The 21,393-nt window shown below is 74.6% G+C and carries 22 protein-coding genes and 1 pseudogene; 10 read left to right on the top strand and 13 right to left on the bottom strand.

Features of this window, described 5'->3' with window-relative positions:
• The first annotated feature begins 40 nt into the window (after positions 1 to 40).
• Complete coding sequence (gene acs / locus Ae717Ps2_RS15655) at positions 41 to 1,939, top strand: acetate--CoA ligase (protein ID WP_075333547.1); 1,899 nt, start codon at positions 41 to 43, stop codon at positions 1,937 to 1,939.
• Between the two features lie 68 nt (positions 1,940 to 2,007).
• Positions 2,008 to 3,180, top strand: a complete 1,173-nt coding sequence (locus Ae717Ps2_RS15650) for a DUF3500 domain-containing protein (RefSeq protein WP_075306941.1) — start codon at positions 2,008 to 2,010, stop codon at positions 3,178 to 3,180.
• Here the strand turns inward: Ae717Ps2_RS15650 and Ae717Ps2_RS15645 are convergent.
• From Ae717Ps2_RS15645 to Ae717Ps2_RS15625, 6 genes are all read right to left on the bottom strand, one after another.
• Positions 3,168 to 3,668, bottom strand: a complete 501-nt coding sequence (locus Ae717Ps2_RS15645; RefSeq protein WP_020626333.1) for an Lrp/AsnC family transcriptional regulator — start codon at positions 3,666 to 3,668, stop codon at positions 3,168 to 3,170. The two genes, Ae717Ps2_RS15650 and Ae717Ps2_RS15645, sit on opposite strands and share 13 nt — an antisense overlap.
• A 20-nt stretch (positions 3,669 to 3,688) precedes the next feature.
• Positions 3,689 to 4,951, bottom strand: a complete 1,263-nt coding sequence (locus Ae717Ps2_RS15640; RefSeq protein ID WP_075306939.1) for an FAD-dependent oxidoreductase — start codon at positions 4,949 to 4,951, stop codon at positions 3,689 to 3,691.
• 86 nt (positions 4,952 to 5,037) lie between these two features.
• Positions 5,038 to 5,352, bottom strand: coding sequence for a VOC family protein (locus tag Ae717Ps2_RS15635; RefSeq protein ID WP_337819511.1), 315 nt, complete (start codon positions 5,350 to 5,352; stop codon positions 5,038 to 5,040).
• Complete coding sequence (locus tag Ae717Ps2_RS40370; RefSeq protein WP_337819510.1) at positions 5,334 to 5,465, bottom strand: hypothetical protein; 132 nt, start codon at positions 5,463 to 5,465, stop codon at positions 5,334 to 5,336. The genes Ae717Ps2_RS15635 and Ae717Ps2_RS40370 overlap by 19 nt, the downstream gene beginning before the upstream one ends.
• An 11-nt stretch (positions 5,466 to 5,476) precedes the next feature.
• Positions 5,477 to 6,604, bottom strand: coding sequence for a serine hydrolase (locus Ae717Ps2_RS15630; RefSeq protein WP_198932194.1), 1,128 nt, complete (start codon positions 6,602 to 6,604; stop codon positions 5,477 to 5,479).
• Positions 6,605 to 6,660: 56 nt separating this feature from the next.
• Positions 6,661 to 7,485 (bottom strand): SAM-dependent methyltransferase, encoded by an 825-nt coding sequence (locus Ae717Ps2_RS15625; protein WP_075306937.1) that lies wholly within the window; start codon positions 7,483 to 7,485, stop codon positions 6,661 to 6,663.
• Between the two features lie 237 nt (positions 7,486 to 7,722).
• Here Ae717Ps2_RS15625 and Ae717Ps2_RS15620 point away from each other — a divergent pair, with 237 nt between their 5' ends.
• From Ae717Ps2_RS15620 to Ae717Ps2_RS15610, 3 genes are all read left to right on the top strand, one after another.
• Positions 7,723 to 8,616: a helix-turn-helix transcriptional regulator gene (locus Ae717Ps2_RS15620; RefSeq protein ID WP_075333546.1), complete on the top strand. Its 894-nt coding sequence runs from the start codon at positions 7,723 to 7,725 to the stop codon at positions 8,614 to 8,616.
• 205 nt (positions 8,617 to 8,821) lie between these two features.
• A complete protein-coding gene (locus Ae717Ps2_RS15615; RefSeq protein WP_233147576.1) occupies positions 8,822 to 9,064 on the top strand; it encodes a DUF397 domain-containing protein in 243 nt (80 codons plus the stop codon).
• 87 nt (positions 9,065 to 9,151) lie between these two features.
• Positions 9,152 to 10,198, top strand: a complete 1,047-nt coding sequence (locus tag Ae717Ps2_RS15610) for a class I SAM-dependent methyltransferase (protein ID WP_075306931.1) — start codon at positions 9,152 to 9,154, stop codon at positions 10,196 to 10,198.
• A 15-nt stretch (positions 10,199 to 10,213) separates the two neighbouring features.
• Here the strand turns inward: Ae717Ps2_RS15610 and ppk2 are convergent, their stop codons facing one another.
• From ppk2 to Ae717Ps2_RS15595, 3 genes are all read right to left on the bottom strand, one after another.
• Entirely contained in the window at positions 10,214 to 11,182 is a 969-nt protein-coding gene (gene ppk2, locus Ae717Ps2_RS15605; RefSeq protein ID WP_020624198.1) for a polyphosphate kinase 2, read from the bottom strand.
• Between the two features lie 61 nt (positions 11,183 to 11,243).
• Positions 11,244 to 12,077: a siderophore-interacting protein gene (locus tag Ae717Ps2_RS15600; protein ID WP_075306929.1), complete on the bottom strand. Its 834-nt coding sequence runs from the start codon at positions 12,075 to 12,077 to the stop codon at positions 11,244 to 11,246.
• Positions 12,074 to 12,985 (bottom strand): iron-siderophore ABC transporter substrate-binding protein, encoded by a 912-nt coding sequence (locus Ae717Ps2_RS15595; RefSeq protein ID WP_198932193.1) that lies wholly within the window; start codon positions 12,983 to 12,985, stop codon positions 12,074 to 12,076. Before Ae717Ps2_RS15595 ends, Ae717Ps2_RS15600 begins: the two co-directional genes overlap by 4 nt.
• 180 nt (positions 12,986 to 13,165) lie before the next feature.
• Between Ae717Ps2_RS15595 and Ae717Ps2_RS15590 the strand changes: the two genes are divergently transcribed.
• Complete coding sequence (locus Ae717Ps2_RS15590) at positions 13,166 to 13,528, top strand: hypothetical protein (protein WP_175581804.1); 363 nt, start codon at positions 13,166 to 13,168, stop codon at positions 13,526 to 13,528.
• Positions 13,529 to 13,532: 4 nt separating this feature from the next.
• On the opposite strand, the gene Ae717Ps2_RS39870 is transcribed toward Ae717Ps2_RS15590, so the two are convergent.
• The 3 genes and pseudogenes from Ae717Ps2_RS39870 to Ae717Ps2_RS15580 form a co-directional block, all read right to left on the bottom strand.
• Positions 13,533 to 13,724, bottom strand: coding sequence for an SDR family oxidoreductase (locus Ae717Ps2_RS39870; protein WP_255407913.1), 192 nt, complete (start codon positions 13,722 to 13,724; stop codon positions 13,533 to 13,535).
• 85 nt (positions 13,725 to 13,809) lie between these two features.
• A pseudogene (locus Ae717Ps2_RS39865) lies at positions 13,810 to 14,292 on the bottom strand (SDR family NAD(P)-dependent oxidoreductase); the annotation flags it as partial.
• A gap of 21 nt (positions 14,293 to 14,313) precedes the next feature.
• Positions 14,314 to 15,315 (bottom strand): acetamidase/formamidase family protein, encoded by a 1,002-nt coding sequence (locus Ae717Ps2_RS15580; protein ID WP_075306925.1) that lies wholly within the window; start codon positions 15,313 to 15,315, stop codon positions 14,314 to 14,316.
• Positions 15,316 to 15,427: 112 nt separating this feature from the next.
• Here Ae717Ps2_RS15580 and Ae717Ps2_RS15575 point away from each other — a divergent pair, with 112 nt between their 5' ends.
• Both Ae717Ps2_RS15575 and Ae717Ps2_RS15570 read left to right on the top strand, forming a co-directional pair.
• The gene (locus tag Ae717Ps2_RS15575; protein ID WP_075333545.1) at positions 15,428 to 16,048 is read left to right on the top strand and encodes an L-threonylcarbamoyladenylate synthase; all 621 of its coding nucleotides are present in this window, start codon (positions 15,428 to 15,430) and stop codon (positions 16,046 to 16,048) included.
• A gap of 230 nt (positions 16,049 to 16,278) precedes the next feature.
• Positions 16,279 to 18,159 carry a hypothetical protein gene (locus Ae717Ps2_RS15570; RefSeq protein ID WP_075333544.1) on the top strand — a complete coding sequence of 627 codons (1,881 nt, stop codon included), beginning with the start codon at positions 16,279 to 16,281 and terminating at the stop codon, positions 18,157 to 18,159.
• Here the strand turns inward: Ae717Ps2_RS15570 and Ae717Ps2_RS15565 are convergent, their stop codons facing one another.
• Positions 18,160 to 19,122, bottom strand: coding sequence for a pseudouridine synthase (locus tag Ae717Ps2_RS15565; RefSeq protein WP_075306921.1), 963 nt, complete (start codon positions 19,120 to 19,122; stop codon positions 18,160 to 18,162).
• A 26-nt stretch (positions 19,123 to 19,148) separates the two neighbouring features.
• On the opposite strand from Ae717Ps2_RS15565, the gene Ae717Ps2_RS15560 reads away from it, so the two are divergent.
• Positions 19,149 to 19,769, top strand: a complete 621-nt coding sequence (locus Ae717Ps2_RS15560; protein WP_075306919.1) for a LysE family translocator — start codon at positions 19,149 to 19,151, stop codon at positions 19,767 to 19,769.
• Between the two features lie 99 nt (positions 19,770 to 19,868).
• Positions 19,869 to 21,392: a GntP family permease gene (locus Ae717Ps2_RS15555; RefSeq protein WP_233147575.1), complete on the top strand. Its 1,524-nt coding sequence runs from the start codon at positions 19,869 to 19,871 to the stop codon at positions 21,390 to 21,392.
• Position 21,393: the final 1 nt, after the last annotated feature.

Below are 21,393 nucleotides of genomic sequence, written 5' to 3'. Positions count from 1 at the left end.
CGGCCTGCGCCGCGGGGGGCCCGGCGGTGAGGATCGGGGCATGTACCCGCCCCCGCCCGAGCTCGCCGCGCACGCCAACGTCACCGCCGCCGCCTACGACCAGGCGGCCGCCGACCCCGAGGCGTTCTGGTGTGCGCAGGCCCGCCGGCTGGAGTGGGACCGCGTGCCCGAGCAGGGCTACGACGGCAGCAGGTGGCCCGAGGTCACCTGGTTCGCCGACGGCACCTTGAACGTCGCGCGCAACTGCGTCGACCGGCACGTCGAGGCCGGTGCGGGGGACAAGGTCGCGCTGTACTGGGAGGGCGAGCCGGGGGACCGGCGCACCGTCACCTACGCCGACCTGCAGCGCGAGGTCGCCCGCTGTGCGCACGCGCTCACCGCGCTCGGGGTCGGGCGCGGGGACGTGGTCGTCGTCTACCTGCCGGTGCTGGTCGAGACCGTCGTCGTGATGCTGGCCTGCGCCCGGATCGGGGCGGTCCACTCGTTGGTCTTCGGCGGGTTCTCCCCGTCCGCGCTGCGGTTCCGGATCACCGACGGCGCCGCGAAGCTGCTCGTCACCACCGACGGCCAGTACCGCCGCGGGAAGGCCGTCCCGGTCAAGGCCAACGCCGACGAGGCCGCGTCCGGGGTGGACTCGCTGGAGCATGTGCTGGTCATCCGGCGGACCGGCTCGGAGGTCGACTGGACCCCCGGCCGCGACGTGTGGTGGCACGACGTCGTCGACACCGCACCCGAGGTCCACGAGGCGCAGGCGCACCCGGCCGAGAGCCCGCTGATGCTCGTCTACACCTCGGGCACCACCGGCACCCCCAAGGGCCTGCTGCACACCATGGGTGGCTACCTCACCCAGGCGTCCTGGACGGCGTGGGCCTGCTTCGACCACAAGCCCGACGACGTCTACTGGTGCACCGCCGACCTCGCCTGGGTCACCGCGCACACTTACGAGGTCTACGGACCGCTGTCCAACGGTGTCACGCAGGTGATCTACGAGGGCACCCCGGACACCCCCGAGCCGGGCCGGCACTTCGAGATCATCGCCCGGTACGGCGTCACCGTGTACTACACCGCGCCGACCCTGGTCCGGACGTACATGAAGTGGGGTCCGGAGGTGCCCGCGCGCCACGACCTGTCCTCGCTACGCCTGCTCGGCAGCGTCGGCGAGGCGATCAACCCCGAGGCCTGGCGGTGGTTCCACGAGGTGATCGGCGGCGGCCGCTGCCCGATCGTCGACACCTGGTGGCAGTCCGAGACCGGCGCGGCGATCTGCGCGCCGCTGCCCGGCGTGACACCGCTGGTGCCGGGCTCGGCGACCCGGCCGCTGCCGGGCCTGTCGGTGCGGGTGGTCGACCGTGACGGGCGCACCTGCGCCCCGGGCGAGGGCGGCATCCTGGTGATCGACCGGCCGTGGCCGTCGATGGCGCGCACGGTCTGGGGCGACCCCGAGCGGTTCCGCGCGTCCTACTTCGCCGACTACGCCGAGCAGGGCTGGTACAAGGCGGGCGACGGCGCGGTGATCGACGAGCACGGCTACGTGACGCTGCAGGGCCGCATCGACGACGTCATGAACGTCTCGGGTCACCGGCTCGGCTCGATCGAGCTGGAGTCCGCGCTGGTGAGCCACCCACGGGTCGCCGAGGCGGGCGTGGTCGGGGCGCCGGACCCGACGACCGGGCAGGCCGTGGTCGCGTTCGTGACCGTCACCGACGGCCCGACCGACGGGCTGACCGAACAGCTGCGGGCGCACGTGGCCCGGGAGCTGGGGCCGGTCGCCCGGCCCCGCGAGGTCGTCCTCGTCGCTGAGCTGCCGAAGACCCGGTCGGGCAAGATCATGCGGCGGCTGCTGCTCGACGTGACCGCCGGGCGCGAGCCCGGCGACACGACGTCGCTGGTGGACCCGGCCGCCTTCGTGGAGCTGGCGGCCGGGTACCGCCGGACCTGAGTCAGGCCGTGGTCGACGTAGCCGTCCTCCCCGGTGGAGTCTGCCCGGAGTCGCTAGCGTCTCGCGGCATGATCGGTGCTGCGGACACCCGCGAGACGGCGACCGCGATGGCCGAGGCCGCGCGTGCCTGGCTCGACACCCTCGACCCGGGCCGGCGGGAGACGGCCGTCGGGCACGCCCCGACCGGTGACGACGACGCCGACGCCGAGCGCCGCCGCTGGTTCTACACCCCCACCGACCACGGTGGACTGACCTTCCACGACCAGCTCCCGCCGCAGCAGCGGGCCGCGATGAAGCTCGTCGGCACGGGGCTGTCGCGGGCGGCGTACGTGACCGTCTCGACGGTGATGGGGCTGGAGAACGTCCTCGACCACACCGAGGGCTTCGTGACGCTGTTCGACCGCACCCGCGGCCGCGACCCGCAGATGTACTACCTGCGGGTGTTCGGCGAGCCGGGGGACACCGGGACCTGGGGCTGGCGTTTCGGCGGGCACCACGTGTCGATCAACATGCTGGTCGTCGACGGGGTGGTGGTCGCCTCCACCCCGTGCTTCCTGGGTGCCGACCCGGCGACCTCCGAGCTCCTCGGCGACGCCGTGCTCCGCCCGCTGGGCCGGGTCGAGGACCTCGCCCGCGACCTGGTCCGCGCGCTGCCGACCGAACTGCGCGAGCGGGCGGTGCTGCTCGACAAGGCACCGCCCGACCTCGTCGCGGCCAACCGCACCGACCCGCAGGAGGGCGACAACTGGATCCCGCTGGCCGGGATCTGGCGCACCCGGTCGTTCGCCGACCCCGAGCAGCAGCGCACGCTCGACGACATGAGCGAGGCCATCGAAGAGCGCGCCGCGTTCACCGACGCGCAGAAGGAGGCCGTCGCGCTGTCGCGAACCCCGGCCGGCGTGCCGGCGTCCGACCTGGACGCCGAGGGCCGTGAGATGCTGCGCGCGTTGCTGGGCACCTACCTGGAGCGGGTCGCCGAGCCGCTGCAGCCGATCTCCCGCTACGACGACGACGCCGCGCTCGACGCCGTGCACCTCGCCTGGGCGGGACCGCTGGAGGACGGCGCCCCGAACTACTACCGCGTCCAGGGCCCACGGCTGCTCATCGAGTGGGACAACACCCAGCGCGACGCCAACCACGCCCATTCCGTGTGGCGCGACCCGTCGGCGGATTTCGGGCTCGACGTGCTCGGCGCGCACCGGACGGCGCACCACCTCGGCCGAGGCGGTCAGTCCCGGTAGGCGGGTGCCCGGCTCGGGCCCTCCCGGTGGTCACGCTCCAGCAGCGGCCGCCAGCGCGGCGCGACCAGGGTGGACAGCACCACCACGCTGGTGGAGCGGGCCACCAGGGGGGATCGGCCGAGCGCGAGCAGGGTGTCCTGCAGGTCCTCGTGCGACGACGCCGCGAGCCGGCACATCACGTCCGACGAGCCGGTCGTCGCGTACGCCTCGGTGACCGCGGGCAGCGCGGCGAGCTCGGCGGCGACGTCGCCCAGCTCGCCCTGCGCGATCTCCAGGGTCACGAACGCCTGCACGCCGTACCCGGCGGCCGGGAGGTCGACGTCCGGGCCGTACCCGGTGACGACCCCGGCACGTTCCAGCCGGTCCAGCCGTGCCTGCACCGTCCCGCGGGCGACCCGCAGCGTGCGCGAGAGCTCCAGCACCCCGGCCCGCGGCCGGTCGCGCAGCGCGGTGAGCAGGTCGACGTCGAGGGCGTCCAGGGACAGCACCCGACGAGCCTAGCCGCGGCTCAGGCGGCCGGGACGGGCTCGCGGCGGGCGAAGTCCGGGGCCCGCTCCGGACGGAACCCCACACCGACGAGGTAGGCGGGCAGGATCTGCAGCGCCGGGACGCGATGCATCAGCCGCAGCAGCGGAACCGGGGGACCGTCGCGCCGCCCCGTCAGCGCCGGGCCGGCCATGGTGCGGTGCATGATCCGCTGGAGGCCCTGGACCAGCACCGTCGGGAGCAGTCTGCGGTTGCGGACCCGGCCGAGGTCCCGCTGGGTGGGGGCGCCCCGTTGCAGCGGCGCGGCCAGCAGGGTGGCGGCGGCCACTGCGTCCTGGATCGCGAGGTTGATCCCGACGCCGCCGATCGGGGACATCGCGTGCGCGGCGTCGCCGATGCAGAGCAGCCCGTCGACGTGCCAGCGGCGCAGCCGGTTGAGCTTCACGTCGAGGTGCTTCACCTCGTCCATCGAGGCGATGTCGCCGACCCGGTCGGCGTACTCCGGCATCAGCTCGGCGAGGTCGGCCCGGAACGCCTCGATCCCCGCGGCGCGCAGCCGCGCGTCGGCGCCCTTGGGCGCCATGTAACCGATCTGGTAGTAGCCCTCGCGCGGGATGACGACCGCGAAGCGCCCGTTCCCGATCCGCGGGCGGAGGGTGGCGTGCAGCTCCTCGGGGCGGCGCGGCAGCCGGAACCACCAGGTGTCGAACGGGACGTCGAACTCCGTGACGGGCAGGCCGGAACCGTCCCGCAGGACCGAGTGCCTGCCGTCGCAGGCGACCGTGAGGTCGGCCCGGATCTCGCCGGTGGTCTCCTCGCCGGGCGCGGTCGTCGTCACGTACCGGACGCCGACGACCCGCCCGTTCTCCCGGACCGGCGAGGTGGCGCGGGTGTCGAGCCGGAGATCGAAGGCGGGTTCGTCGGCGGCGACGTCGGCGAGCAGGTTCAGCAGGTCCCACTGCGGGACGAGCGCGATGTAGGGGTGGCGGACCCCGATCCGGCGCAGCAGCGACAGGTTCCCGATCCGCTGCGCGCCGCCCCGCCCCTCGGGGATCACGACCTCCTCGACCCGGCTCTGCGGCAGCGCGGCGAACCGCTCGCCCAGCCCCAGGTCGTCGAGCAGGTCCAGGGTGGTGGGGTGCACGGTGTCCCCGCGGAAGTCCCGCAGGAAGTCGCCGTGCTTCTCCAGCACGGTCACCTCGACCCCGGCCCGGGCCAGCAGCAGGCCCAGCATCATCCCGGCCGGGCCGCCCCCGACCACACAGCACGTCGTCCGCTCCGACATCACGCCCACCTCATTTCAACCAGCGTTGAATTAAGGCGAGTATGCGCCTACGGGGACCGTCGCGCAATCGGTGTGACCGGCGGTGCTCAGCCGCCGAAGCGGCCCCGGGCCGACTCCGGGATCAGCGGCCGCTCACCCCGGACCCGCAGCTTCTGCACCGCCCAGGTGTTGCCGTCGGGGTCCGCGAAGCCGAAGAAGGTGCCGCCGTCGCGCTCGTCGAGCACCGTCACCTCGCTGCACTCCACCCCGCGTCCGACGAGCTCGTCGCGCGCGGCCCGGGCGTCGGCGACGCAGAGCTGCAGCCCGCGCATCGAGCCGGGCGCCATCTCGTTCTGTGCCGGCAGCGAGCCGACGACGATCGAGCAACCCGAGCCCCGCGGCGTCAGCTGGGCGATGTGCATGTGCTCGGTGCGGGTGTCGTGGTCCAGGTCGAAGCCGACCCGGTCGCGTAGAAGGTGACCGCGGCGTCGAGGTCCGACACCGGCAGGACGACGACCTCGAGTGTCCAGTCCATGGTGGGGCCTCTCAGGAGTGCGCCGCGGCGCGGAAGGAGTGCAGGAGCGCGGGGCCCTCGGGACCGTCCCACACCACCTGGGTCAGTAGCAGGGAGATCACACCGCTCGACGGGTCGGAGCGCCAGCCCGTGCCCAGGCCGCCGTCCCAGCCGTAGCGTCCGCCGTCCTCGACGGCCAGGCCCAGGCCCCAGCCGCAGCCGTCGTCGAGGAACGGGGCGGCACCGGCCCGCTGCGCGGTGCTCAGCCGGTCGGAGGTCAGCTCGGCCACCGCGCCGGGGGACAGGACCGGGCTGCCGCCCGCGCGCAGGGCCCGGGTGAACGCGAGCAGGTCGTCCAGGGTGGAGACCAGGCCACCGCCTCCGGAGGGGAACACCGGCGGGGCCGACCACGCGCCGTCGACCGGGTCGGTCACGGTGAAGCCGCCGCCGGGTGCGGCGGCCAGCAGCGGGACGAACCGGTCCCGGTCGGCGGCGGGCACCGAGAAGCCGGTGTCGCGCATGCCGAGCGGGGCGAACACCCGCTCGGCGAGCACCGTCGCGAGGTCGGTGCCGCAGCGGCGGGCCAGCAGGACACCGAGCAGGTCACCGGAGGTGTGGTACAGCCAGCGCGACCCGGGCTGTGCGACGAGCGGCACCGCGGCGAGCCGCGCGGTCCAGGTGTCGGGGTCGGGGAGCGGGTAGGACCCGGGTGGTCCGTCGCTGCCGAGCCCTGCGGTCGCGCGCTGCACCGGCAGCTCGGCCGGGGGCCGGGGGAGCATCCCGATCCCGCAGCGGTAGGTCAGCAGGTCGTACAGGGTGATCGGCCGGCGCGCGGGGGCGGTGTCGTCGAGCCCGGCGGCCTCGTGACGCAGCACCCGCGGCGCGGCGAACTCGGGCAGCCACGCCGCGACCGGCTCGTCGAGGTCGAGCATCCCGTCCTCGACGAGTGCGAGCGCGGCGACCGCGACGACCGGCTTGGTGACCGAGGCGATCCGCACGATCGTGTCGCGGCGCAGCGGGTGTCCGGCGCCGTCGTCGCCGAGGACGTGCACCCCGGTGCCGTGCCGGGGATGGTCGACGGCCGCGACGAGTCCGGGGACGCACCCGGTGGCGACGGCGTCGCGCAGGATCTGGGCGGTGGGGTCCAGGGTGACGGGCACGGGGCCTCCCGGGGTCGGCGGGTCTCACCCCTCTCGACCGTGGTGGCCCCGCGAACTCATCGCTTGATGCCGACCCCGCCCACGATGCACCGCTGCACCGGGTCCTCGCCGCGCAGCTGTGGTCCGTCGGGCCACCACCGGTAGCAGGGGACGATGCCCGGGTCGACCAGCTCGAGGCCGGGGAACAGTCCGGTGATCTCGGCGAGGGTGCGGAACCGGCCGCTGCCCATCGGGCTGTGCACGAAGACCTGCTCCATCCGCCGGGCCAGCTCGCTGTCGGCGTTCTCCGGGTCGAAGAAGTGCGCGATCGCGACGACGCTGCCCGGAGCGAGCCGCTCGACGTAGCGGGCCATGATCGCCTGCGGGTCCACGGCGTCGTCGAAGTGGTGGATGGTGCCGATCTGGAACAGCGCGACCGGCTGGTCGAGGTCCAGGAAGCCCTGCACCGACGGGTCGGCCAGCACCGACTCCGGCTCGCGGATGTCGGCGGCGGAGAAGCGGGTGAACTCGTTGTCCTCCAGCAGCGCCCGGCCGTGCGCGATGACGGTCGGGTCGTTGTCGACGTAGGCGACCCGGGCCTCGGGCTGGAGCCGCTGGACCACCTGGTGGGTGTTCTCCGCGGTCGGCAGGCCGGAGCCGCAGTCCAGGTACTGGGTGATCGAGGTCTGGGTGGCTACGAAGCGCGCCGCCCGGATCAGGAACGCCCGGTTGTCGACGGCGAGCAGGTTGACCTCGGGGGCGATCTTGCGAACCCGCTCGATGGTCTCCCGGTCGACCTCGTAGTTGTCCTTGCCGCCGAGGGCGTAGTCGTAGACCCGGGCGATGCTGGCCTTGGTCGTGTCGATGTACGCGGGAGCGCGACCCTCGGTCGGCTGGGCCATCGGCGGAGTCCTCACTGCGTCGTCGGCGGCGTCGCGCCGGTGCGTCGGTCGGTGCCCGGACGACGCCCGTCGTGGCGCCGATCACCGGTGCGGTCACCGTAGCGGACCGACCCGATTGGGCACGCACCGTCACCGTCCGGACGTGTCCCGTGATCGAGACCGCTGACGACCTGCGGAACCGTTGTGTAGGCTCGGTCACCCGATCGGCAGTCCCCGCAACCGCAGGAGCCCGTCCCGGTGGTCCCCAGCCCGAACAGCCCCACCCCGCCCGGTGCCGACCGCGGCCCGACCGCGCGGCGCATCGTGCTCGGATCCCACCTGCGCCGGCTGCGGGAGCGCGCGGGCATCTCCCGGACCGACGCGGCGTACGCGATCCGCGGCTCGGACTCGAAGATGAGCAGGCTGGAGTCGGGCAAGGTCGGGTTCAAGCAGCGCGACGTCGCCGACCTGCTGACGATGTACGGCGTCGCCGAGGGCCCCGAGCGCGACCAGGTCCTGTCGATGGCCGAGGAGAGCAACTCCAGCGGCTGGTGGGCCCGCTACAACGACGTCGTCCCCGGCTGGTTCGAGGACTTCGTGGGTCTGGAGGCCTCGGCATCGCGCATCTCGTCCTACGAGCTGCTGTTCGTCCCGGGGCTGCTGCAGACCGAGGAGTACGCCCGCGCGGTCGTCAGCGGCGGACACACCGACCTGCCGCCCGTCGAGCGGGCCGACGTCGAGAAGCGCCTGGAGGTGCGGCTGCGACGCCAGCGCGTGCTGCACCGCAAGGACGCACCGACCTTCTGGACCGTGCTCGACGAGGCCGTGCTGCACCGACCGGTCGGCGGGGAGGGAGTCTTCCGTGCCCAGCTCGACCACCTCATCGAGCTGTCGTCGCTGCCGAACGTCGTCGTCCAGCTGCTGCCCTGGGATCTGTCCGGCTACGGCGCCGAGCACGCCTTCACCATGCTGCGCTTCGCCGAGCCCGAGCTGCCCGACCTGGTCTACATCGAGGAGATGACCGGGGCCTCCTACCTGGACAAGCGGGCCGACGTCGAGCGCTACGGCCGTTCGATGGACCGGCTCACCATCGACGCGCTCAGCCCGGCCGAGACCAAGCAGGCACTGAGCAAGCTGCGCGCCGAGCTCTGACCTGCGCCGACGTCGCTCGCGGGCGACGAGCGGCGCCCGTCTTCGGGCCCCGGGTACCACGCTCCGACGTCGACCGCCCACGGCCCGTGCACCGCAGTCGGGCGCGGACGGGCGACCGCCGGGCGCGTTCCGTCCTGTTTTGCACGACCGGACCGCTTGTCCACTGCTAGCGTTTGACGCAACGGAGAATGCATATGCAGATGAGATGAGCATTCGCATGGACCAGATGCACCTGAGCGGCCCCGCGGCGATCGATTCGCTGACGTGGCGCAAGAGCGTGCGCAGCGGCTACCAGGGCAACTGCGTCGAGCTCGCCGTCGTGACCGGGGGGACCGTGGCCGTCCGCAACTCGCGGGACCCGCACGGCACCGTGCTCGCCTTCCCGGCCACCGAGATGGCCGCCTTCCTGACCTCGATCAGGAACGGCGAGCTGGACGACCTCGCCTGAGCGTCCGCCGACCTCCCGCGGGCGGCCGGCCCGACCCCGGCCGCCCGCGGTGAGCCGAGAATGATCTTCTCGGTGTAGGAAGGAACGGTGAGCCGTTCCGATCAGGCCCCGTCCTACCGCGGGGCCAGCGCCCACTACCTGTCCCCGGCGCGACGGGACCCGGTCAAGGTCGGTTCCGAGGAGCCGGTCACCCGGCGGGTCATCGCGAACGCGCTGGCCGCGTTGCACCTGCGGCCCGGCGCCCCCGTCGCCGTGCTCGACGTCGGGTCCGGCACCGCCGACGGGTTCGCCCTCCTCACCCGCCCGGAACCGGGCGCCGCGCCGATCGTCGCGGAGGACCGGCTGCGCTACGTCGGCCTCGACGTCGACCCGGAGATGGTCGCCACCGCACGGGACACCGTCGGTTCGCCGTCGGCGTCGTTCGTGCTCGGCGACGTGCGCGACGCGCTGCCCGACGGCGCGTTCGACCTCTACCTGTCCTGCGGCGTCCCCTACTCCCACCTCACCCGCGACGAGCTCGTCGCCGCGCTGGGGTCGGTGCTCACCGCCGTGGCGGCCCGGGGCCGACGGGCGGCGGTCGTCGTCGACGTCCTCGGCCGGTACTCGGTGGAGTGGCAGCCCCGCTGGGACACCGAGCGCTGGGACTACGCGATGAGCTTCTTCGCCGGCGGCGGCGAGGCGATCTCCGAGCCGATGACGTTCTACGGCCGTGCCGAGCTGGACGCCACCGTCGACGCCGCGCTGGCCGGCAGCGGCGCGCGGCTGGTGTCGCGCACCGCCGTCGACCGGTCGGTCCTGGTCGGGCGGCACACCGCCACCGGCACCTTCCACCCGTCGGTGCCGCGGTTCCGGGCCCTGGTGAACGACCTGGTCCGCGACCCGTCCCGGGTCGACCCCGACGACCTCCGGTTCACCCCGGCGACCGGGGGAGCACCGGAGGAGGCGCTGGCCTGGCTGCGCGGGTTCGCCGACCGGTGGAACGGCGCCCTGGAGCCGTACCGGGGGGCCGGGCCCCTCGCCGGGGCCGAGGCCGCCCGGCTCGCCGGGACCCTGCTCGGACTCGAACGGGCCGCGGGCCCCGGCCTGGCCGTGGGTCACTCGCTGACCATGACGCTGGTGGCCGAGCCCGCCTGAGCAAAGCCCCGCCGCTCAGTGGTGCCGGTCGGTCAGGGGCGGGAAGCGGTTCGGGCCCTCGTCCTGCTCGAACATCTCCGCGGCGGGCCCGACGATCAGCCGGTCCGGCGGGGAGGCCACCCCGGTGTCCTTGCCGGGGTAGTCGAACAGGCCCAGGACGTGGCGCATCGCCTCGAGCCGCGCGCGCTTCTTGTCGTTGCTCTTGATCACCGTCCACGGGGCGTCCTTGGTGTCGGTGTAGAAGAACATCGCCTCCTTCGCCTCGGTGTAGGCCTCCCACTTGTCCAGCGAGGCCAGGTCCATCGGGGACAGCTTCCACTGGCGCACCGGGTCGACCTGGCGGATGAGGAAGCGGGTGCGCTGCTCGTCGCGCGAGACCGAGAACCACAGCTTCACCAGGTGGATCCCGGACCGGACGAGCATCCGCTCCAGCTCCGGGGTAGCCCGCAGGAACTCCATGTAGGAGCGGGGGTCGGTGAAGCCCATGACCCGCTCGACGCCGGCCCGGTTGTACCAGGACCGGTCGAACAGCACGATCTCCCCGGCCGAGGGCAGGTGTGCCACGTAGCGCTGGAAGTACCACTGGCCGGCCTCGCGCTCGGTCGGCTTCTCCAGCGCCACCACCCGGCAGCCGCGGGGGTTGAGGTGCTCGGTGAACCGCTTGATCGTGCCACCCTTGCCGGCGGCGTCGCGCCCCTCGAACAGGACGACGATCCGGTTGCCGGTGTCCTTGACCCAGTTCTGCAGCTTCAGCAGCTCGATCTGCAGCAGCCGCTTCTGGTGCTCGTACTCCTGGCGTGACAGGCGGTCGTCGTAGGGGTAGCCCTGGCGCCAGGTGTCGACCGGGCTGCCCTCGGGGTCGACGAGGGTCGGGTCGTCGTCGTCGGAGTCGTCGACCCGGAAGTGCCCGGGGTCGACCGCACCGGGGTGCGGGATGAGGGGAGCGGGGGCGTCGGCCTGAGGCTCGACCGGGGTCTCGTCCACGTCCGGCAACGCTGCGCGCCGGGCATGGCCACCCGGCCACACCCGGATGACCTCCGGGTGATCAGCGGGCAGCGGGACGGGGCCGGTCGTGCCAGTAGCCCTGCGCGTGGACCCGGTCCGGGGCGACGCCCGCCTCGTGCAGCAGGCCGCGCACCTGCGCCACCCGGGTGCTCTCGGTGGCGTTCCAGGCGTAGAAGCGGTCGCCCAGGCGGGCGGCTGCGGCACCGTGGGTCCCGACCCAGTCGGCGACGGCGTCGAGCAGCGATCGCCCCGGCCGCCGGCAGACCTCCACGGTCACGCCGGGATGGACGCCGGCGAGCCCGACGGCGTCGGCCGGGTCGCCGACCTCGACCAGCACCCGGCCCCGATGGTGCGGCGGGAGCGCGGCGAGGATGCCGCGCACGGCGGGCAGTGCCGTCTCGTCGCCGGTGATCAGCACCTCGGTGGCGGGGCCCGGGTCCCACTGCACGCCGTGGTCCGGGTTGCCGCGCCGCACGTCCGGCCCGGAGAGCAGGACGGCGTCGCCGGGCCGGGCGGCCGCCGCCCACGCGCTCGCGGGACCCGGCCGGGCGTGGCAGAACACGTCGAGCTCGACCTCGCCGCGCCCCGGCCGGACCGCCACCGGGGTGTAGCTGCGCGGCACCGGCCGCGTGTCGGCGGGCAGCGCCCGCAGCCGGGCCCGCCACTCGCGTTCGGGCAGGCCCGACGCGAGCGAGGCGGGATAGCCGACCTCCGTCGGTACCAGCAGCTTGATCCGCTGGTCCCGGCCGTGCGGGGCGAACCGCGACAGCTCCGGCCCGCCCAGGACGAGCCGCCGGAACCCGGGGGAGGGCACGCCGACGGCGAGAACCCGGGCGGCGAACAGGACGTTCGGCGACCCCGCCAGCGGGCTCACCGGCCCAGCGTCCGCTCGATGTCGTCGAGCACCTTCTGCCCGCCGAGCGGACCGACCCCGGTGATCCAGACCGACTGGTCGACCGGGTGCAGCCGCGGGAAGACCTGCGCGCGCACCGCCTCGACGGCGGGCGGCACCGCCGACGGCGACGCCGGGTCGGCCGCGGTCAGGAACACCTCGTCGGCGCGGGCCTGCTGGACCAGCTCGGGGGACAGGTCCACCGAGATCGAGTTCTCCCAGTCCCGGGGAGGGATGGTGAACCCGGCGCACTCCAGGGTGCCGCCCGCGAACGACGTCGGCCCGTAGAGGGTCAGGAGGCCGTCGCGGGGGCGGATCATCTGCGCGGTGCGCCCGGCCGTGTCGTGCGTGCGCGCGACCTCGGCGCACCGGTCCCGGTAGCGGGTGAGCAGCTCCTCGGTGTCGGCCTCCCGGCCGAGCACCCGGCCGACGAAGCGGACGTTGTCCTGCCACGGGTCGGCCTGCGAGGCCATGAACGCCGTCGGCGCGATCGCGGCGAGGCGGTCGTACAGCGCGGCGTGCCGGGACTCGGTGCCCAGGATCAGGTCGGGCCGCTGGGCCGCGATCCGTTCCAGGTCGGGCTCGGCGACGGTCCCGACGACCGTCACCCGCGCGCCGGCGTCGCCGAGGTAGGCGGGCACCCCGGTGCCCTCGGACAGGACCGCGGCCCCGACCGGCGGGGCGTCGAGGGCGACGGTGGTGTCGAGCTGCACCGGCTCCAGCACGACGACCCGCCGCGGCGCGGCCGGGACCGTGACCTCGCCCCGTGCGGTGGCGACCGTGCGGGTGCCATCGTCGTCGGTGGGGTCGGCGCCGGGCGTGGCGGAGCACGCGGCGAGGAGCAGGGTGAGCAGGGCGGCGAGGGCCACCGCGGCCCGGGACGGCGTCACGGACGGTCTCCTTCGGTCAGGTGAGGCGACCCTAACCCGAGACCGGTAGGGGATGGGCTGTCCGGTTCGACGGAAATCCGGTCGCCCACGAGCGCACGACCGGGGACCCTGTCAGGCGATGATCGACCAGTTCCTCCGCGACGGCTGGGTGCACCTCCCGGGCGGGGCCGGTCCCTGCTGATGTTGTTCCTCTACACCGACGTCGGACCGGACGACGCCCCGACGCTGCTGCGGTCCGGCTCGCACCACGAGGTCGCCCGGCTGCTCGCACCGCACGGATCCGCCGGCGCGGACTGGCTGCCGTTCTGCGGCGAGGCGGTCCGCGCGACCGCGGGATGTCGGGAGGTCGCCGCGACCGGCCGCGCCGGCGACGTCCACCTGGTGCACCCGTTCGTCGTGCACCGCGCCCAGGCGATGTCCTCGGCCGCCCGGCGGCCACGGGTGATCGCCCAGCCGCCGCTGGAACCCGCGCGCGAGCCGGCGTTCGACCTGGTGGCCGGGACGGCCCCGGTCGAGCGGGTGGTGCGCGAGGCGCTGGGGTGAGGCCTCAGAGCTGCACCCCGCGGGTCAGCGCCCCGTCGACCACCAGGTTGGTGCCGCTGATCCGGCTCGCCCGCGGGCTGACCAGCGAGACGACCGCGTAGGCGGTCTCCTCCGGGGTGCCCATCCGGCCCGTCGGGTTGAGCCCCATCGCGTGCGCGTACAGCGCGGGGTCGTTCTGCTCGACGTTCGCCCACACCCCGCCGGGGAAGTAGACGTTGCCGGGGGGAGACGGCGTTGGCGCGGATGCCCTTCGGGGCGAGGTCGAAGGCCAGGCCGGAGACGTAGTGCACCAGCGCGGCCTTCATGACGCCGTAGGAGCCGTCGGCGAAGTCGATCTCGCGACCGGAGACGCTCGACACCGCGGTGACCGAAGCGGCGTCGCTGCGCTCCAGGTGCGGCATCGCGGCGTCCACCAGACGCACCGTGTGCAGCAGGTCGATCTCGAAGCTCGAGCGCCAGTTCTGCTCGCCAGGGCCGATCGCGAGCGCCGAGACGTTCGCGACGACCGCGTCGACGGCACCGAAACGATCGGCGGCGGCGGCGACCCAGCCGGCCAGCGCATCGCCGTCGGCGACGTCCACCGCGGTCCCGGCCACCTCACCGGCGCCGGCGGCGCGCAGCTCCTGCTCGGCGGCGGCGACCCCGTCGGCGTCGCGGGCGCAGAACGCGACCCGAGCGCCCTCCGCCGCCAGCCCGGCGACGACCGCGCGCCCGATCCCGCGCGACCCTCCGGTCACGAGCACGACGCGGCCGTTCAACAGCATGTCCATGACAGGGGCCTTCCTCTACAGGGAGCGGGCCTGCTCGCGCAGGTGACGGTGGACGCCGCCGTAGGCCGCGGCCGTGGGCAGCAGGGCCTTCGCGATCTTGGTGACGGCGCTGTAGTTGGTGTCGACGACGTTGGCCAGCGGCGACTCGGCGGCCTGGGTGAGCAGCTGGTAGGCGTCCAGCCGGTCCAGCCCGTAGAGCTCGCCCAGCCAGGCGATCATCCCGACCTGGCTGGCCCGCCAGGCGTCCTCCAGCGGGCGGGCGGACCCGACGACGACGTAGTGGGTGTCGGTCTCGATCCGCGGCCAGGCCGGGGCCGGGGAGTTCTTGATCAGCTCGACGATCAGCACGACGTCCATCGCGCCCTCGACCGCCGTGCCGCAGCTCTCGCCCTCGCCCTGACGGTAGTGGCCGTCGCCGACCGAGAAGAGCGCGCCGGGCACGTTGACCTGCAGGTAGCAGGTGGCCCCGGCGCGCATCTCCGGGGTGTCCATGTTCCCGCCGAACACGTCGGGGACCAGCGAGCTGCGCACCTCCCGCCCGGGCGGCGCGACGCCGACGGTGCCGAGCATCGGGTTGCACGGCAGCTCCAGACGCAGGTCCGCGCTCGTCGCCTCGAACAGCACCGTCCCCGCGGCCCGGTCGAGCTGGTAGATCCAGGTCCGCTCGGGCAGCGGCTCGTGCAGCAGCGCGGTGCGCTCGGTCGTCGACAGCGCCCCGAACAGCGGGATCAGCGTGGAGGCGCCCCAGTCCCGGGCCGGGGTCAGCTCCACGAGGTGGACGGCCAGGGTGTCGCCGGGCTCGGCGCCCTCCACGTGGAACGGCCCGGTCTGCGGGTTCACCTCGCTCATGTCGAGCACCGCGCTCGGACGGTCCGAGATGGACGTGAGCCGCCCGGAGAACGCGTCCTCGGTCCACAGCCGCAGGCAGGTCCCGGGCGCGACCCGGCGCACCGGCGGCACGCCCCCGAAGGTCCAGGCGAACTCGTGCCGTTCCGGCCGGTATTCCACGACGTGCATGGATCGCATCCTGGTCCCCTCCGCGCGTCGCGGGCAACGGTTTCCCGGCCGCACCGCGACCGGCCGGTCGTCGAGGTCCCCGGGTGGGCCGCCGAGCCGGTACGTTCGCGCGATGGCCCGGTACTTCGACGTGCACCCGCGGAACCCGCAGCCGCGCAGCATCGGACAGGTCGTGGACCTCGTGCGCTCCGGCGGCCTGATCGCCTATCCGACCGACTCGTGCTTCGCGCTGGGCTGCTCGCTGGGCAACCGCGACGGCCTGGACCGGATCCGGCAGATCCGCAAGCTCGACGACCGACACCACTTCACCCTCGTGTGCGCGGAGTTCGCGCAGCTCGGGCAGTTCGTCCAGATCTCCAACGCCGTGTTCCGCGCGGTGAAGGCGTCCACCCCGGGCAGCTACACCTTCATCCTCCCGGCCACCAAGGAGGTGCCCAAGCAGCTGCTGCACCCGAAGAAGAAGACCGTCGGCGTGCGCATCCCCGACCACGCCACCACCCAGGCGCTGCTGGCCGAGCTGGGGGAGCCGCTGCTGTCCTCGACGCTGCTGCTGCCGGGCCACGACGAGCCGATGACGCAGGGCTGGGAGATCAAGGAGGAGCTGGAGAACCAGGTCGACGCGGTCATCGACTCCGGGGACTGCGGCACCGAGCCGACCACCGTCGTCGACCTGTCCGGCGACGAGCCGGAGATCGTGCGGCACGGTGCGGGGGACCCGTCGCGGTTCGAGTGAGACCCCTCCGGCGCGGCCGCCCGGCCGCCCGTCGTGCCCGTCCGGGCACTCCCGGCGACCCGTCGGCGGAGTTGCGCCGCCCGCCCGTCCACGATCCACCGCCCACCGCATCAGAACAAGCGCTGGGCGGACCGACGAGTAGGCTTCGCAACCGTCCCGCCCGCTACCCGAGCGGGTACTGACGTGGCGTCCGACCCGGGCGCCGTCCGAACGGTTCGGAGGACGATCGCGTGGCGCGAGACGACCCGCCGCCCCACCCGTCCGGCCCGGCGGGGGCCTCGGCCGGGGACGCCGTGCTGGCCGCGATCGCGCACCGGCTGCGGGCCCGTTCGGAGCGTCAGCAGCTGCTGACCGAGCGGCTGCGTGCCGGCGAGCTGCGCCCGGGTGCGCTGGCCGACCTCGCCGAGCTGGCCGCGGCCGCCCGCCGCGGCGCCCGCGACGGCGACCACATCCTCGTCCTCGCCGGTGCCCCCCGCGGTCCCCGGCTCGCCGCCCCGCCGACCCCGCTCGGCCAGGCGCTCAACACCGTCGTCTCGGCGAGCGAGGCGGCCTCGCGCACGATCGTCCCGCCAACGCCGAGCGTCTCGGTCGACGCGGTCGCCGAGCCCGTGCTGGGCCAGATCCTGGCGGAGCTGCTGGCCCACGCCGCGAGCGTCACGCCGGCGGGGGAGCGAATCGAGCTGCTCACCCGCTGGGGTCCCGAGGGTGGGATCGTCGTCGAGCTCCAGGGGACCCAGCCGCCGCGGCACCGCACCCCGGTCGAGGAGCTGGACCGGGCGCTGGGCTCGGCGACGCCCGGCGGTCCGGTCGCCCCGCAGGAGATCGGTCTGCACGTGGCCGCGCGGCTGGCCCGCGCCATCGGCGCCCGGCTCGGCGTCCGTGGCCCCGCCGGGAACTCCGCGGTCGCCCCGATCGCCGTGCTGCACCTGCCGTCGTCGGTCGTCGGCGGTGGCCGCTCCGAGCCGGCCGCGCCCGCCGGCCCCACCGCGGAGCCGCAGCCGGACGAGCAGGTCGGCACCGGGACGACGGCATCGCTGCGCCGCCCGGCGCCGGACGGTGCCCCCGACGCGGCCGGCACCCCCGACCCCGCTGCGGCGGCGGACGTGCCCTGGCCCCCGCGGGACGCCCCGGCGGCGGAGCCCGAGCGGAGCTGGCCGCCGGTCGCGCCCGAGCGGGACGAGCCGGCGGCATCCGCCGGGCTGCCCCGCCGTGCGCCCCGTCCGGCCGGCGGCATCGCGGCCGCGGCCCCCTTCGCCGGCTCCGGCCCGAACGGCAACAGCCCGAACGGCAACAGCCCGAACGGCAACGGCCCGTACGGCTCCGGTCCGAACGGCGTCGGCCCGAACGGCTCCGGCTCGAACGGCGTCGGCCCGAACGGATTCGGCTCGACCGGGCCCGGTCCGGCCGGCTCCGGTCCCGGTGGGCCCGGACCAGGGTCCCGTCCGCCGTACGGGCCGCCGTCGCCGGGCGCGGGGCCGTCGCGCAACGGGGGCCCGCCGCCCGCGCCGCAGGAGGCCCCGGCCACCGAGGCACTGCCCGTCACCGGCGCCCCGGGGACGACCCCGCCGGTGGAGCTGTTCGGACCGTTCGACTCGGAGGTTCCGGTGCCCGTGGACGACGCGGACGACACGCCGATCTTCGCGGCGGTCGCCTCGGCCTGGTTCCGTGAGCCGGGATCGACCGAGACGACGGCGCTCCCGGTCACCGGGAACAACTGGCGCACCGCGGGTGACGCCGAGTTCGACGCCGCCCGCATCCGGGCCGACCGGGTCGTCGACCTGCCGACCACGGCGCAGGGTCTGCCGCAGCGGCTGCCCGGGCAGGCGATGGTGCCGCCGTCGTGGCGGGACACCCCGAACGGCGTCGCGCCGGCCGGGTCCCGCGAGCGCCAGCCCGACCGCGTGCGCAACCGGCTGTCCAGCTACCAGCGGGGGCTGCGCGAGGGCCGCCACCGCGCAGCGGAGGACCACGGTCCGCACGGACCGGCCGACGGGGCTGCCAACGGTGCGGTCAACGGCGCTGCCAACGGCGCCGCCAACGGGCTGCCGGTCCCCGGCGGCCACCACAACGGCCACCACCTCGACGACGACGGCGACCGCAGCGTCGGCTGATCACCACTCGTGCGGCGTCCCGGCGGCCCAGCCGTCCGGGTCGTCCCACGCCTGCAACGTGCGGCCGCTCACGAAGCGCCGCCGCACCCCGGTCAGCGGGTCGTCGAACTCCAGCGCGCGGGAGAGCAGCTGGAGCGGGCGGGTGAAGTCCTCGGGCGCCCGCCGGCGCAGCTCGGGATAGACGTCGTCGCCGAGGATCGGCACGCCCAGCCCGTTCAGGTGCACCCGCAGCTGGTGGGTCCGCCCGGTGCGCGGGGTCAGCCGGTAGCGGGCCAGGTCCTCGCGCCGCCCGTCGAGCTCGATGCGGGTCTCGGCGTTCGGCTCGCCGTCCTCGGTGACGGCGGCGAACACCCCGGGGCGTTTCACGATCCGCGACACCTCGGTGCGCGGCAGCTCCAGGTCCGGGTCGAACCGGGCGAGGGCCTCGTAGGTCTTGGTGACGCGGCCGCGGGCGAACAACGTCTGGTAGGCACCGCGCAGCTCGGGCCGCACCACCAGCAGCAGCACCCCCGCGGTGGCGCGGTCGAGCCGGTGCGCCGGGCTGAGCGCGGGCAGCCCGAGCTCGTGACGCAGCCGCACCAGCACGGTCTGGCGGACGTGGCTGCCGCGCGGGATCGTCGCGAGCAGGTGCGGCTTGTCGACGACGACCACGTCGTCGTCGGCGTGCAGCACCGGCAGGCCGAACGGCACCGGCACCTCGTCGGGCTCGTCGCGGTAGAGCCACAGCGTCGTCGAGGGCGTGTACGGCGTGGCCGGGGTGACCGGACCGGCCGCGGTCACGATCTCCCCGGCGGCCAGGCGCGCGTCGATCCGGTCCGCGACGTGCGGGAACCGGTCGACGAGGTGGTCGCGCATCGTCGCCCACCCCTGGGTCGCCGGGGTCCGGACGCGGGCCGGCGCGAGGCCGTCGACCGTCGGGAGCGGGGACGCCTCCCGGGAGGTGCGGCGCCGGCGGGATCTCACGGGGCAGCAGCCTACGATGGCCTCTCGTGAGCTGGACGTCCTACGGTGCCTATCTGTTGATCGTCGTCGGGCTGGTGCTGATGCCCGGCCCGGACACCTTCGTGATGCTGCGCGCCTCGCTGGTCGGCGGGCGCGCGGGCGGGCTGGCGACGCTGGCCGGGGTGTTCACCGGCAACGCCCTGCAGGGCTGCGCCGCGGCGTTCGGGCTCGGCGTGCTCGTCGCCGGCTCGCACACCGCGTTCACCGTGATCCGCTGGGCCGGCGTGGTCTACCTCTGTGTGCTCGGTGTGCAGGCGCTGCGGGCCGCCCGCCGCGGGGACTACCCCGCCGTCGACGACGGCGGTCCGCGGGTGCCGGTGCGGCGATCGTTCCTGGTCGGCTTCGGCTCGAACATCACCAACCCGAAGGTGCTGGTCATGTACCTGTCGGTGCTGCCGCAGTTCCTCGTCCCCGGCGTGACGACCATCGCCGACGCGCTGCTGCTGGCGCTGTCGGTGGCGGTGCTCGGCGGCGTCTACGGGGTCGGCCTGGTCCTCGCCGTGCACCGGGCGCGGGGCTTCTTCACCCGGCGCCGCGTGCGCCGCGCCGGTGACGTCGTCGCCGGCGCCGCGTTGATCGGGTTCGGCGGGGCGCTGGCCGTGACCTGACCGCCAGGCTTGCTCGCATGGTGGGTCTGTGTTCATGATGTGGGTACGACATCGTCGTCGACGCCCAGGGGGACCATCGTGTCGGACACCGTCATCGTGGTGAACACGGCTGTCGCCGTGCTCGCCGTCGTCGTGCTGATCGTGAGGTTCCGGCTCAACCCGGTGATCTCGCTCGTGATCGGCGCCGTCTACCTGGGGCTGACCGCCGGCCTGGGGGTGAGGGGGACGGTCGACGCGGTCACCGGCGGGTTCGGCGACATCCTGGCCGACGTCGGGCTGCTCATCGCCTTCGGCGTCCTGACCGGGGCGATGCTGCACCACGCGGGCGCCATCGAACGGCTGGTCTCGGCGCTGCTGGCGGCCTGCGGTCCGCGCGGGATGCCCTACGCCACGGCCGTCACCGTCTCCACCGCACTCCAGTCGATCTTCGTCGACGTGCTGCTGGTCATCTCCGCGCCGCTGGCCCGCCGGATCGCCCCGCGCATCGGGGACCGGGGACTGCCGCGGATGGCGACCGCGCTCGCGATCGGCCTGGAGTGCGGGATCGTGTTCATGGTCCCCGGGGTCGGCGCGGTCGCGCTCGCCGGTGTGCTCGGGGTGCCGCTGGGCCAGATGCTGATCCTGGGCCTGGTCGTCGTCGTGCCGACGGTGCTCATCGCCACCGCGATCATGTCCGTGCTGCTGCGTCGCGGCTGGTGGGACCCGGCGCGCGACGAGCAGGAGCCGGTCGCAGCGGGCGTACCCGGCGGACCGGGGGCCGGCGCCCCGCACGCCGCCGCGACCGACGCCGCCGCGGCCGTCCCCTCTCCGGCCGACGCCGCCCCACCCGGTGACGGTCCCGGCGGGGACCTCCCGCCGTCGGGGGGAGCTGTTCCGGGCCCCGGGGCCGGGCAGGGGGCTCCGGGTGGTGGTGCCGGCGGCGCCGGTCGGGCGGGCGGGGCGGCCGCCGGCACCGCGGTGTCCGGCACCGCGCGTCGCGAGCTCCCGCTGGCCCTGCTGTTCGGGCCGCTGCTGGTGGGCCTGCTGCTCATCGCCGCGGGCGCCGTCCTCGACGCCGCCGGGGTGACCCACCCGGTGCTCGCGTTCCTGGGTGAGCCGGTGATCGCGCTGCTGCTGGCGCTGATCGGGACCACCGCCGTCGTCGGGGTCGCCCACGGGCGCGAGATGGTGGAGTCCGCCGTGACCGACGGGTTCCGCGAGAGCGGGCAGATCCTCATCCTCACCGGGGTCGGCGGCTCGCTCGCCACCACGATCGGCGACGCCGGGCTGGGCGAGATCCTCGGCCGCTTCTTCTCCGCGAGCACCGCCGCCCCGCTGCTGATGGTGTGGCTGATCGCCGCCGTGCTGCACGTCGCGATCGGGTCGGTGACGATCTCGGCGATCACCGCGGCCGGCGTGCTCGCCCCGGTCGCCCCGGTGATCGGCCTGGCCCCCGTGTTGATCGCGCTCGCGGCCGGAGCCGGCGCGTTGTTCGCCGTGCACGTCACGTCGAACACGTTCTGGCTGCTGCAGTCGCTGCTCGGGCAGTCCGTGCGGGGGACGCTCAAGACCTGCTCGGTCGGGGTCTCGATCGCCTCGGTCGTGGCGATCATCGTGATCCTGCCGCTGTCGCTCGTCGTCTAGG

The organism is Pseudonocardia sp. Ae717_Ps2 (assembly GCF_001932475.1).
GTDB lineage: Bacteria > Actinomycetota > Actinomycetes > Mycobacteriales > Pseudonocardiaceae > Pseudonocardia.
The sequence above is the reverse complement of the archived record's forward strand: the minus strand, read 5'-3'. Positions and strand labels throughout refer to the sequence as shown.